Raw genomic sequence first — 12,657 nt, forward strand, 5'->3', positions numbered from 1 at the left:
TCTTTAAGGCATTGGAAAAGCATCAAAACTATGAGCTGAAGCTAAATTTTCGTCCCAATTAGCTTTACTAGCCATAAATATATTAGCTGTCGGCTTAATATCTACTTTATCATCTAGACTACCAGCAGGCACTACTACTAAATTAAATTCTGATTGCTCAAAAGGTAATGCTGAACCACATTCACTACAAAAACTTCTTGTATGATGTGATGCAGGTAGTTTATATTTTTTGACTAATTCTTGACCAGATTGCCAATTTAATTTTGCATTTGATGAAAACAAATTAGCTGCATGAGCTGAACCTGTATCTTTACGACAATGCTCACAATGACACAGAAAGAAATTTTCAAAACTACCATCAATTTCAAATTTAACAGAATTACAAAGACATGAACCTTTGAATGACATACTTATTTACCTTGGGTTATTAATTTATATAAGAGCGGAAATTATATTCAATATACATTAGATATCAATAGCTACTAAGACTTTTTAGCTATTAAAAGTACATTTAGCAATAGCTTATTAATGATTTATATTTAGTGTTTAGTTAAAATGAATTTACCCTATATTTTAATAAAATCAAAAATGGAACATCTTAGGCATCCTCAAGGACTCAAATTCTTATTCTTTGCTGAAATGTGGGAACGCTTCAGCTTTTACGGATTATCAGCTATTTTAATTCTATACATGACTCAGCGATTAGATTTCACAGATGCTAATGCTGCTCTAATTTTTGGTAGTTATGTAACATATCTATATATCACTACCGCTGTTGGTGGAATTTTAGCAGATAGAATTATTGGCTACAGGCGTTGTGTGCTGATTGGTGGTGTCTCAATTATGACTGGTCATATAATTATGGCACTATCTGGATCTAGTGATACTGCATTATTTTTAGGGTTAGGTTGTATTTCTGCTGGCACAGGTTTTTTCAAGTCAAATGTCTCTACAATGGTTGGTAGGCTCTATGATGATAGAGAGTCTCTACGAAATAGTGGTTTTGCTTATTTTTATACAGGTATTAATTTCGGATCTGTTTTAGCTACTTTTATAGTTGGCTTTGTCGGTGAAAAAATTGGTTGGCATTATGGTTTTAGTTTAGCCGCTTTTGGAATGGCTCTCGGGTTAATATTTTTTGAATCAGGTAAAAAGCATTTCCCTAAAAGCTGTGATGCGCCGAACTATGAAGTTATGCAAAGAAAACTTTTCTTGGGATTAAATGTTTGGCAAGCAATTATATTATTTGTGATTTTTTCAGCATGTATTTTTGCTTATTTAATAGCTCACCCTACTCAATCTATGATAATTAATTCATTATCTGGAATTGTTCTGTTGATTTATCTAATATCTCTTTGGAAATCTCTTGGAAGTAATCAAAAGACTAATATTGCTATTCTTTTAATATTATCAATATTTATGCTTTTTTACTGGTCACTGAGTAATCAAACTTCTATTAGTATTCCTATATTTATCAAGCATAATATTGAACTTAATATCTTAGGTTTTAATATGCCTGTTACTACTGTTATGGCAACACAACTAACTTTATTAGTTATAATCACCCCTTTCTTTGGTGTTTTATGGCAGAAACTAAGTCAACGTAACAAAGAACCTTCTGATGAATTAAAATTTGTATTTAGCTTAGTATTTCTTGCGTTATGTTTCTTATTCTTAAGCATAGCAGGATCAATAGCAGCTCAGTCAGGTCATGCTAATGTAATATGGTTATTACTATGCTATCTAATGCTTGTATTTGGTGAGCTGTGCATTTCACCTGTTGGATTAGCCTTAGTCACTCGCCTTGCTCCTGAGCATCTAAAATCAACAATGATGGGTGTATGGTGGACAATTAATGCTTATGCTGGATTCTTTGGTGGTGTAATTAGTTCACATATTGCTGTAGATAAAAACACTCCTGCAAATAGTTTTGCATCAGGATATTTTAAACTTTTTATTGCAGCAATTATTATGGCTGTTATATTATTTGCATTAACTCCATTATTAAAAAAACTTACTAAACTTAGGGTATAAAGATGATTCTAATTGCAAATGATGAAGGTCGTGGTGGCGTACATGAAGCTTTCAAACAACTTAAAAATAAGGAAAATGGTCTCAGATCTATAATTGAGGGTATTAAACTTGTAGAGAATGATACTACTATCAAAACTGTAGGTAGAGGCTCTTGGCCTGATATTTTGGGCAATGTAACTCTAGATGCTTCTGTAATGGATGGTGATGATCTGCGTACAGGCTCTATCGGTGCTCTAAAAGGTTATGCTAATGCTGTCGAGGTTGCTTATGAAGTTATGCAAAGATTACATCATGAGATATTAGTTGCTGAAGGAGCAAATAGATTTGCTAATGAAATTAATGCGACTAAAATCGATAACCTATTACCAGAAATTAAAAAAGTTTGGTTAGAACATTTAGATAAACATTTAACTGCTGAGCAAAAAGCTAAGTTTCCAAATATTCCACTGATAGAACTAAGTAAATTTGCTGTTGATCCTGAAAAAATATTTGATACTACAGTCTATCTATCAAAAGACTATAATAACACTATCTCATCTGCTACAAGCACTTCTGGCTGGGGCTGGCGTTATCCTGGTAGGTTAGGTGATAGCCCAATTATTGGTGCTGGCTCGTATGCCGACTCTAGATATGGTGCTTGTGCTTGTACACATACTGGTGAGATGGCTATTCGTTGTGGCACAGCTAGGTCTGTAGTTCTATATATGAAAATGGGAATGTCTGTAAAAGATGCTGTGTTAGAAGCTGCTAAAGATTTACGCCATCTTAAAACTGGATATTTAGATGAGCTAACAATTCATGCGATTGATAATCAAGACAACCACTATGTGGCTAGTTTTAAAGGTAGTGAACCAGTTTATTACTGGGTTTGGACTGATGGTATGAATGAACCTGTTAAAAAACAAGCACGGCTGATTTTGTAGTCAGATTAAAAATCAATATTGCCATTTGGTCCAATAAGTGATCCAGTCATTGGCGCTATATCTGGTTGTAAGTCTAAATCTTCAATAATAATTTTATAGGTATAACTATCAAGAACAGCTTTCTTTAATTTTATATCTGATCGAAATTGTTTTATTTTTCTTACTAACTCTTTTTGAATTTTCTGAGGAGTTCTTACTCCAAAAATAATTTCTTTGATAGATTTCTCAGGTATTTCCCAAACTCCAGGACCCCATTGAGGAGTTCCTTTCACAGCACAGCTTATTAATCTATACTCATTCTCATAATCCCATTCAGTCGATTTTTTGATGAACTTATCTACATCTCTTTCACAAGGTCTTTCATCAGTATAAATTACTTTTTTAAGAGAATGTATCACAGGACTACCATGACTATTTTTATCACATTCTTTAATAAGTATATCCGTATCAAACCCTATACAAATACCCTTGTGTTGACTTGCATAGTGACTCCACATTGGCATCCTATCATTATGAGGAGTAAAACACGTAACACCAACTACTCTAGACAATCCTTGTTGTAGCTTATAGTTAAGACTATCTACTACGGCGTGAGGCAATTCTCCCTTAGGAAATTCATTTCCCCATGAATTAGGGTAACAATCAAATGGATCATTGAAATCAACCGGATTAGTAAATTTTATAGACCCTTTTGTGATTAAATCTATAAAAAATTTCTTATCTTGCTTACTATTATCATGGATATTACCTCTATATTGATAAAGAATCATAATATCTACCCAATTACCCTATATCCAAACCAATCAGGTTTTAAATCATACACTTCATCACTTAGAGTTAAATGAATATACTTACCATCAATAGAGCTAAGCTCTAAACAATCATCAACTTCCATAAGATTATCTTTATGCTGATGTAATGAGTTTTTTAGTAGACTTTGCTTTGCTTTTTCTTTTGCTTCTGTTTTATCTGCAGCAACAAATAAAGCAAACTCATGTAGCTCATTTAGCTTAGATTCATCATAGCCACCAAGATTGACAAAATATAACTTTTTATTAAAGTTTTGAGGTCTATCTTGGATAGATATCTTATAACCATCTGCACCTTTGAGAGCTTTATAACTATCCAAATGCAATCCTTTGACCGTGCCAAACCAATTTTGTCTAAGTTGCTCATAGGTATCTTCGATAGTATTACCAATTACAAACTGTACATCATGTAACTCGATATTTGCTTTGGGTGCGCTCCCGCCAAGATAAACGATAAATAGTTGACTCATAAAAACTCTATAAAATTAATTTTGTTACAAACAATTATACCAACTCTAAAACAAATTGAAGACTATGAGTTATGATTAATAAAAGGTTACTCATTAGTAGTTAGTAGCGAAACCAACATAAAACTAATGTTATAATATGATAAATCAAAGTTAGATAATCTGTTCATCCATGACAACCCTAGAAATCTGTATAGATAACTATCAATCAATACTCAATGCCCAAAAAGCTGGCGCTGATAGATTAGAACTATGCTCCGCTCTTGGAGTAGAAGGACTTACACCCTCGCCTAGTTTAGTCAAATTTGCCAAAGAGAATTTCATAGGTTCATTACAGGCTATGGTTCGCCATCGTGCTGGTGATTTTTATTACGATAAGATAGACCAGCAAATTATGCTTACAGATTGTAAACTGATGCTAGAGCTAGGTGTTGATGGTATTGTCATTAGTGCTTTAACCAAAGAAAATAAAGTTGATAAAGAATTTCTGAAACCATTTATTGAACTTACAAAAAAAGCTGGCAAAGAACTAACCTTTCATAGAGCAATTGATTTAACAACAGATATATACACAGCTACTCAAGAAGTTATTGAACTAGGTTTTGATAGAATTTTAACATCTGGAGCTAAGCCAAATGTAATACAAGGTTTAAAAATTATAAAAACTCTACAAGAAAAGTTTGGCAGCCAAATTCAAATAATGCCTGGTGGTGGAATTAACTCAAATAATTTAAAAGAAATACTCGAAACTACAAAAGTAACAAATATCCACTGCTCTGCTTCTAAAAAAATTTTACGAGATACTAAATGTACTGCTTTTCCATCGTCTGCTTTAGAAATTAAAGTTAGTCAAGTTGATGAGATGAACAAGATAAAATCACAAATTAATGAGTAAGAAAAAACATGATAAAAAATATATTCTTTGACTTAGACGGTACACTTGTAAATACAGTTGGTGATCTAACAGTTGCAACAAATGCCATGCGTAAATATTTTGGACTTGAGCCGGTATCTGAAGATGTCTTAACAAATATAATTGGTAAAGGTTACCCTACCACCGTTAGAAAAGTTCTAGCATTAGATTTTAATAATAAAGAATATATTGAATCTATAGCTGATACAGGTGTTAAAATTGTCAGTCAAACATACAAAACTCTAAATAGTGCAAATAGTAAAGTATATCCCAATGTCATTGAAACTTTAGATTTCTTAAAGCAACAAGGTATAAAAATGGCTGTTGTAACAAACAAACATGAAGAGGATGCTATACAATCCCTAACCCATTTAGATTTAATTGACTATTTTGAAGTAATTATTGGTGGAGATACTACAACGAGCTACAAACCATACGCTGAACCCTTACTGTTTGCTATGAATAAGCTAAGTGCTAAAGCTGAAGAGAGTTTGATGGTTGGCGACTCTATGAATGATTATTTATGTGCTAGAGAGGCAAATGTAAAAACTATAATGGTAAGTTACGGTTATCATAATGGTGTAGATCTAGAAGCTCTAGAGAGCTTCGCATATATTGATAATTTCGCTGAGATTAAAAACATTGTCAAAGAAATAAATCCACATTAGCAATTAGTAGTTTCAAAAATAAACCTCTTAAGAAGGTTATTTCAAAATTTCACTTGAACAAGCACTATGCTATAATTTCGCCATAATCGTATTTTGAAGAACTTTTTAAAATGGCAAATCATCATAAATTAATAATCCTAGGATCTGGTCCTGCTGGATATACTGCAGCGATCTATGCGGCTCGTGCAAACTTAAACCCTATAATAATCACAGGTATGCAACCCGGTGGACAACTTACAACTACTACAGATGTAGATAACTGGCCAGGTGAAGCTGATGGTATCATGGGTCCTGAGCTTATGGAAAAGCTACAGAAACAAGCTGAGAGATTCGATACACAAATCACATATGACACAATTAACTCTGTAGACCTACAAGCTAGACCTTTCAAATTAGTTGGAGAGATTGAAGAGTATACTTGTGATGCTCTAATTATAGCTACTGGTGCTACTGCTAGATACTTAGGTTTAGAATCAGAAGAAAAGTTCATGGGCAAGGGTGTGTCTGCTTGTGCTACTTGTGACGGCTTCTTTTACAAAAACAAAGATGTCGCAGTTGTTGGTGGTGGTAACACAGCTGTTGAAGAGGCTCTTTTCTTATCAAACATTGCTAAATCTGTAACACTAATTCATCGTAGAGATTCGCTTAGATCTGAGAAAATCCTTATCGATAAACTAATGGAAAAAGCTGAAAATGGTAATGTAAATATTATCTGGGATACGACACTAGAAGAGGTTCTTGGTGATGATATGGGTGTGAATGCTCTACGCCTTAAAAATGTCAAAACTAACGAAGAATCTAAAATTGATGTTATGGGGGTATTTATTGCTATCGGTCATACTCCAAACACAGGTATCTTCAAAGATCAGCTTGAAATGGAAAATGGTTATATCAAGGTAAAATCAGGTTTAGCTGGTGATGCTACTCAAACCAATATACAAGGTGTATACGCAGCTGGTGATGTAGCCGACCATGTTTATAAACAAGCTGTAACTTCTGCAGGTACTGGTTGTATGGCTGCGTTAGATGCTGAGAAGTATTTGGATAACTTAAATCAATAATTTCAACTCATCACTAATTCAATATCTATTACTTAGTTTTGTCTAAAAACTTTAATCCATTAAATATTGGCCATAATGTACATAATGCCAAAGCTGCCAATACATAAAACCATCTATTACTAGGTAATGGTTCTAAATAATTAATCATAAAAAATATTGTATATATAAACATAACCACCAGACCAGATAAACCATAAGCAACACCTTGTATTTTAGCCTGTAAAGTTATCGGCGTATTTTTTTGTGCTATAGTAACAATTATTACCCATGATGATATAAATACACCAGCTACTAGATAATACAAGATAGCAAAAGCTATACTTTGGTTTAATCCCAATAACAAATACATCATAGCTGATGCACTCATAGAAAAAGCTAGCGTTAATTTTGGCGACATTTTTTCTATCATATATGGCAGTAAAATATTCCCAATAATAAAACCTACCGAAAATGCCACTTCTATTAGTCCAAATTCCAAAGATGAAGCATGAAGAATATTCTTAGCGTATGGAGATATGAAGATTGGAGCAATCATATATATACAAGTCATGCTAACTTGAGCCAAATAACACCAATATAACGATATATTTTTACTAAGATAATTAATAACTTCCTTCCAATTATCTAAAAAGCTCCCCTTTTGATTTTTTACAATTCTCTTTGGTACAATCATAAAACTACACAAAGTCGCAAAAATACTTCCAGCAAGCATTATTATCATAATCTGGTGCATATCGAAATACGCTACTAAGATCCCTCCTAAAGACATTCCAATAACCATACCAAATTCAAATAGACCATCCATCGTACTATTTGCATACAATAGAACATCATCATTAGGAAATAGCTCTCGCGACATTATCATCATTGCCGGCATAAAAAATGCTAATATAATCCCCCATATACTTGTAAACAAATATACTAGAGTTAAAGAATCTAAATTACCCAAAAATACAAATGCTGAAAGTAATATAACTCTAAAGATATTTACTAGAACTATAATTATTTTTCTAGGTATAAGATCAGCAAAATAACCTGTAATTGGAGATAATATCACTCCAAAAATCCACCAAGTAAGCATAAATAACATTATAACTTCAAGGTTATTCTTCAGAGTTAACAAATGCCAACTTATAGATATATACGCGATACCTACCACAGTAGCATTAAATAAAGTCATCACACAAGCATAGCTAAAAGAACTATTACTAAATAGTCTACCTCTAACTTTAAAATAATTGAGCATACCAATACCTATCAAGATAAGATTTTTAAATTCATATGACTAAATTAATTACAGAAAATACAGACACAAATAATCTAAAGTCATTCTATATTAAAAATATTTATAAGCAAGAGATACATCGGCAAATGCTAGCTGTGACTATCCATAATCTTAAGGATATTGGGTAGATTAGGTTTATAATTTCAATTATCTAAGACAGCTCCAGTTTTTTATTGTAAGTTTACTAAATTTTTCTCTGCTTCAGCTACTTCTTGCAATGTTACATCTGGATTATTTTTAGCCATACTCAAAAAGATTTTTGGATTTTTTAAAATCAAGCGGGTAAATGTACCTTTGACCAACTTATTATTTTTATGTCCAAGATCCCTTCTAATTTCTAAAAAAGCTCTTCCATCATAAACATAACTTTTGCATCATTTTTACCTTCCTTTAAACGCTCCAACCAGTTAATATAATTTAATAAGACATCTTGTCCTCCCCAAAGAATTATCTTTCTTTGCCATTCCTGAAGAAAACTAACGAGGTCATCTATTTCTTTATTATTTTCTGAAGTACCATAGAAAAGTTTGAGAAGTTTACATAAAAACTCATCGTATATTTGAGTTTTCTTTTCTCTATAGTGTGCTTCAATATCTTTCTTTCGTTCAAAATACTTTCCTAAAACAACTGTTACAGTTGCAGCTATCACTGTTGTAGCGGCTGTTAATAAACTAATTGAAACTTTAGGATCCAAAAGCTTAAATTGATTCCAAACAAGTGAAATAATCAAGTAGCATCCCCAACCTACCGCTCCAAGTAAAATAAAACCTAAAATCGTTGATATAATTTTTTCAAAATAGTTCCTACAAATTTAACACTTATTAATATACTAAATAATAAGTATTTATAATTCTCATATCAATAAAGCTATATTCTTACTTTTATGACTTTTGCACATCAGCGACAAGTAGTTTCAAAAACAAATGATTAGAAAATAAAACTGTTTGAACGAAGTGAGTTTTTTATTTTCCATTTGTTTTGAACTACGATAGCGAAGTGCTAGGCAGTTTTGCATACTTTTTCTGCCATGAAAAAAGTATGTCGCTATAACTTACGCAGTAAGTAGCGAAATAGAAAAGACAGAACAATGTTCTGTCACTACAATAACAAACAAGTTATAGTTTTTTATATTTAAGGTTAACGTCCCCTCAAAAAGAAATTATCTAACTGCGCAAAATTTAATTTAACCCAAGTCGGTCTGCCATGATTACATTGACCGGAATTTTCAACAGTTTCCATCTGTCTTAGTAGATGATTCATCTCCTGAATACTAAGCTTATCATTTGCTCGTACAGCAGCATGACAAGATACTGTAGCCAAAATATGGTTTAGATAAAACTCGACACTCTTTGTCTTACCAGAAGATGTAAGCTCTGTAGCTATATTTGATATTAGATTTTGTACATCTTTATCTTTAACATAAATAGGCGTTGATCGTACAAGTATTGCATCATCAGCTACTATAGATATCTCAAAACCTAACTTTTCGAAAGTTTCAATATTTTCATCAATTGTTGCAACAGTCTTACTAGATAACTGGCATGTAAGTGGCATAAGTAGATTCTGTTTAAATTTATCCGTATCTGCATGCCAAGTTTTTTTCATCTCTTCATAGAGTATTCTCTCATGTGCTGCATGCATATCTACAAGTACCACACCATCATCTACTTGCGCGAGAATATATATACCATGGATCTGACAAATAGCCTGCCCCAAACCACTAGATTTTGGCTTTTGTGATATGTGAATTTCATTTTCTTGAGTATTTTGATTATTTAGATATCTATCAAGTAAGCTAGTATTTGATTCAGATTCCTCTTGCTCATCTTCAACACTAATATCCAAGCTCATATTACCAATATTCAATGGATTATTTGCACTATTTGATTCTTCTTGGATATCCTCTTGAAGAGCAGACTTATCTACTTCAACATCAGCACTAGTAGTTATAGCTTTATTAACTGTACCAAAAAGAAAATCATAGATGAATTTCTGATTTCTAAAGCGCACTTCACTTTTAGCTGGATGAACGTTTACATCCACCTCTTTATAATCCATATCAAGATAAAGCAAAAATGCTGGATATCTATTACCATACATTACATCTTTATAAGCATTTTTTATCGCATGAGTAACAATCTTGTCTTTGATAATACGCCCATTTATATAAAAGCTCTGCATATCTGCTCTAGCTCTATTGAATCTAGGACTAGCCACCCAGCCCCATAGATGAGCATCTCCAACCTCTTTATCTATATAAATAGCATTTTCAATAAAATCACGACTATACAAATCTAAGACACGATTGTATTTAAGTTGCGCATCTTCTGCTGAAAGTAGATCTTTGACATCTTTACCATTATGAATAAGTCTAAAGGCTATACCAAAATAGCAAAGCATATATTTCTTAAGTAAATCAGAAATATGTAAAAACTCAGTATTATCTTTTTTCAAAAATTTGCGTCGTGCTGGAGTATTATAAAAGAGTTCACTAACCTCTATAGTTGTTCCTGTTACATGAGCTGCTGGTATGATTTCTTTAGTTTGATTATTAATTTGCCAAGCATCATCATGATTATAATGTTTAGATATAATCTTTAGCTTAGATACAGATGCAATACTCGCTAAAGCCTCACCACGAAAACCCATACTAGCCACAGATTCTAACTCTTCGAGAGTATAGACTTTACTTGTTGCATGAGGTACTAGAGCTAGTCGCAAATCATCACGAGTAATCCCTTTACCATTGTCTCTAATTCTAATTAATGACTTACCTCCCTCTTGAACTTCTATGGTGATAGCAGTTGCCCCAGCATCTATAGAGTTCTCAATAAGTTCTTTGACTACAGACGAGGGTCTTTCTATAACTTCTCCAGCCGCTATTTGATTAGCTAAGCTTTCAGATAAAACCTTTATTTGACGATAATTCTGCTGAAAATGCATAAATAATAACTATTACAAAGGATCTTTTACGAAATCTCTTGTTGAACACTCCTTCCATAGTTTCTGATCAACTATATTTCCAGACTTATCTTGATATGGGTAGATATTTTCTTTGGTCAAACCACATTCCCATTTTATCTTGTTTGCTTGTGACTTAGGTATCCTTTGCCAATACTCATCTTTACCCAAATAGCCCCAAAAAGCTCTAACATATACTTTGTCTCCATCCTCTATGGTTTGAGCTTTGACGTGATAATACTTACCATCATGTGGATTTAGTACCGAACCCTCCGTATAAACTGGTCCTTTACCATGTGGTTTATCAACAGAACCTGATTTTTTAATATCCCATACAAACTCTAGCCCTTGATATGTATCACTCCCACTAGAGTAATCATATTTATGCCCATAAGCATCTCCCTTGCCACAATTTTTACAATAAATCATAGGTGGATGAACCTTGCCACCATCTACATTTGCTAACGGCACAAACATTCTAGCATTCAAACTACCATGGTCATTAGTATAAGCATGAATCACTCCCACATTTGTGTTAGTTGCTTCATCCTTTTGTAACCAGTAGCCATTTGCATTTGTTTTATCAAATCTAGCATAGCCTGACATAACAATGGAAAGACCAAAAATTAGAAACGTAATTTTTTTAATCATTCTAGAAATTTATTATGACTTTTAAGATAAAGTATAAAGAAAATTTGCAATTATACAAACTAATTAGACAGGACTTTTAACACCAAATTGCTCAACAGGATAGTTAGTACAAGTAGCAGTAACCTTCTCATCTTTATTTACATATTGTCCATCAGCGGTTACACCACAATCTGCTTTAACTTTTTCGTAATCAGCTTTTGTGATTCTTTGCCAATGAGCAGCTTTGCTACCTAACTCTTTGCCCCAAACGATATAAGCAGCTTTAGCATACATTGTTCTACCTGCATCTTGAACTTGTGCTTCAGATGCATAGACTTTACCATCATTTGGATTTATTACACCACCATCTTTATATACGTCACTACTTTGACCAGCAACACCTGTACCCGCTTGTGGCTGCATATTACCTGCGAATACTATTCCTTGTAATGGGGTGTTTTTACCTTTATAGTCAAATCCGTTATATGAACCATTTGAGCAGTTATTACAAGTTGCTCTAGGCTTAGTTGGCTTGCCAGATGAGTCTACATACATTAAAGGTACAACAATCTCCATCTGTAGAGTACCTTTTTTACCATAATCATTATTCTTTGCAAAGTATGTGTGTACTATACCCTGAGGCATACCACGACCAGCATCTGGATCTTCATCAAATTGCACCCAGTATCCTTCTGGTGATAGATTAACTCCACCTGCATCATCTGCATAAGAAAAACTCGTCGCACCAAATGTTGCCAAAGCCATCAATGTCAAAAATTTAGTTTTCTTCATTACTTCTCCTTTAATTCTTCTTTAAGATTAAATATGAATTTTCTTTCTTAATCTCTCGATACTAGCAAAGATAATATTTTTATTCAAATATATACAAGACATTATTCGCATTTT

At 33.0% G+C, this 12,657-nt stretch carries 13 protein-coding genes; 5 read left to right on the forward strand and 8 right to left on the reverse strand.

Translation table 11 applies throughout. The features are described from left to right. Window positions 1–3: 3 nt before the first annotated feature. Window positions 4–408: a GFA family protein gene (locus F7308_RS08735; protein ID WP_013923504.1), complete on the reverse strand. Its 405-nt coding sequence runs from the start codon at window positions 406–408 to the stop codon at window positions 4–6. Window positions 409–588: 180 nt separating this feature from the next. On the opposite strand from F7308_RS08735, the gene F7308_RS08740 reads away from it, so the two are divergent. After that, complete coding sequence (locus tag F7308_RS08740; protein ID WP_041263976.1) at window positions 589–2,034, forward strand: peptide MFS transporter; 1,446 nt, start codon at window positions 589–591, stop codon at window positions 2,032–2,034. A gap of 2 nt (window positions 2,035–2,036) precedes the next feature. Next, complete coding sequence (locus tag F7308_RS08745) at window positions 2,037–2,957, forward strand: N(4)-(beta-N-acetylglucosaminyl)-L-asparaginase (RefSeq protein WP_013923506.1); 921 nt, start codon at window positions 2,037–2,039, stop codon at window positions 2,955–2,957. Between the two features lie 5 nt (window positions 2,958–2,962). Here F7308_RS08745 and F7308_RS08750 read toward each other — a convergent pair whose 3' ends face one another. After that, a complete protein-coding gene (locus tag F7308_RS08750; RefSeq protein ID WP_013923507.1) occupies window positions 2,963–3,727 on the reverse strand; it encodes a DUF2971 domain-containing protein in 765 nt (254 codons plus the stop codon). A 5-nt stretch (window positions 3,728–3,732) separates the two neighbouring features. Further along, on the reverse strand, window positions 3,733–4,236 hold the full coding sequence (locus tag F7308_RS08755) for a DUF1543 domain-containing protein (protein ID WP_013923508.1): 504 nt from the start codon (window positions 4,234–4,236) through the stop codon (window positions 3,733–3,735). Between the two features lie 169 nt (window positions 4,237–4,405). Here F7308_RS08755 and F7308_RS08760 point away from each other — a divergent pair, with 169 nt between their 5' ends. The 3 genes from F7308_RS08760 to trxB all read left to right on the forward strand — a co-directional run bounded on the left by F7308_RS08760 (window position 4,406) and on the right by trxB (window position 6,875). Beyond that, entirely contained in the window at window positions 4,406–5,128 is a 723-nt protein-coding gene (locus F7308_RS08760; protein ID WP_041263822.1) for a copper homeostasis protein CutC, read from the forward strand. A gap of 8 nt (window positions 5,129–5,136) precedes the next feature. After that, complete coding sequence (locus tag F7308_RS08765) at window positions 5,137–5,814, forward strand: HAD-IA family hydrolase (RefSeq protein ID WP_013923511.1); 678 nt, start codon at window positions 5,137–5,139, stop codon at window positions 5,812–5,814. Window positions 5,815–5,924: 110 nt separating this feature from the next. Further along, window positions 5,925–6,875 (forward strand): thioredoxin-disulfide reductase, encoded by a 951-nt coding sequence (trxB, locus tag F7308_RS08770; protein ID WP_013923512.1) that lies wholly within the window; start codon window positions 5,925–5,927, stop codon window positions 6,873–6,875. A 28-nt stretch (window positions 6,876–6,903) separates the two neighbouring features. On the opposite strand, the gene F7308_RS08775 is transcribed toward trxB, so the two are convergent. From F7308_RS08775 to F7308_RS08795, 5 genes are all read right to left on the reverse strand, one after another. Next, entirely contained in the window at window positions 6,904–8,121 is a 1,218-nt protein-coding gene (locus F7308_RS08775; RefSeq protein WP_013923513.1) for an MFS transporter, read from the reverse strand. 376 nt (window positions 8,122–8,497) lie between these two features. After that, the gene (locus F7308_RS08780; protein WP_013923516.1) at window positions 8,498–8,890 is read right to left on the reverse strand and encodes a hypothetical protein; all 393 of its coding nucleotides are present in this window, start codon (window positions 8,888–8,890) and stop codon (window positions 8,498–8,500) included. 407 nt (window positions 8,891–9,297) lie between these two features. Continuing rightward, window positions 9,298–11,103, reverse strand: a complete 1,806-nt coding sequence (gene mutL, locus F7308_RS08785; RefSeq protein ID WP_013923517.1) for a DNA mismatch repair endonuclease MutL — start codon at window positions 11,101–11,103, stop codon at window positions 9,298–9,300. Between the two features lie 12 nt (window positions 11,104–11,115). Beyond that, entirely contained in the window at window positions 11,116–11,727 is a 612-nt protein-coding gene (locus F7308_RS08790; RefSeq protein WP_013923518.1) for a DUF2147 domain-containing protein, read from the reverse strand. A gap of 108 nt (window positions 11,728–11,835) precedes the next feature. Further along, window positions 11,836–12,543 carry a DUF2147 domain-containing protein gene (locus F7308_RS08795; protein ID WP_013923519.1) on the reverse strand — a complete coding sequence of 236 codons (708 nt, stop codon included), beginning with the start codon at window positions 12,541–12,543 and terminating at the stop codon, window positions 11,836–11,838. Between the last annotated feature and the right edge of the window lie 114 nt (window positions 12,544–12,657).

The sequence above is a fragment of the Francisella salina genome (assembly GCF_000219045.1).
GTDB classification, from domain to species: domain Bacteria; phylum Pseudomonadota; class Gammaproteobacteria; order Francisellales; family Francisellaceae; genus Francisella; species Francisella salimarina.

Bases quoted from the DNA above. Each gene is read 5' to 3' on its own strand.
- F7308_RS08735 (WP_013923504.1), bottom strand. From the start codon at position 408: ATGTCATTCAAAGGTTCATGTCTTTGTAATTCTGTTAAATTTGAAATT.
- F7308_RS08740 (WP_041263976.1), top strand. From the start codon at position 589: ATGGAACATCTTAGGCATCCTCAAGGACTCAAATTCTTATTCTTTGCT.
- F7308_RS08745 (WP_013923506.1), top strand. From the start codon at position 2,037: ATGATTCTAATTGCAAATGATGAAGGTCGTGGTGGCGTACATGAAGCT.
- F7308_RS08750 (WP_013923507.1), bottom strand. From the start codon at position 3,727: ATGATTCTTTATCAATATAGAGGTAATATCCATGATAATAGTAAGCAA.
- F7308_RS08755 (WP_013923508.1), bottom strand. From the start codon at position 4,236: ATGAGTCAACTATTTATCGTTTATCTTGGCGGGAGCGCACCCAAAGCA.
- F7308_RS08760 (WP_041263822.1), top strand. From the start codon at position 4,406: ATGACAACCCTAGAAATCTGTATAGATAACTATCAATCAATACTCAAT.
- F7308_RS08765 (WP_013923511.1), top strand. From the start codon at position 5,137: ATGATAAAAAATATATTCTTTGACTTAGACGGTACACTTGTAAATACA.
- trxB (WP_013923512.1), top strand. From the start codon at position 5,925: ATGGCAAATCATCATAAATTAATAATCCTAGGATCTGGTCCTGCTGGA.
- F7308_RS08775 (WP_013923513.1), bottom strand. From the start codon at position 8,121: ATGCTCAATTATTTTAAAGTTAGAGGTAGACTATTTAGTAATAGTTCT.
- mutL (WP_013923517.1), bottom strand. From the start codon at position 11,103: ATGCATTTTCAGCAGAATTATCGTCAAATAAAGGTTTTATCTGAAAGC.
- F7308_RS08790 (WP_013923518.1), bottom strand. From the start codon at position 11,727: ATGTCAGGCTATGCTAGATTTGATAAAACAAATGCAAATGGCTACTGG.
- F7308_RS08795 (WP_013923519.1), bottom strand. From the start codon at position 12,543: ATGAAGAAAACTAAATTTTTGACATTGATGGCTTTGGCAACATTTGGT.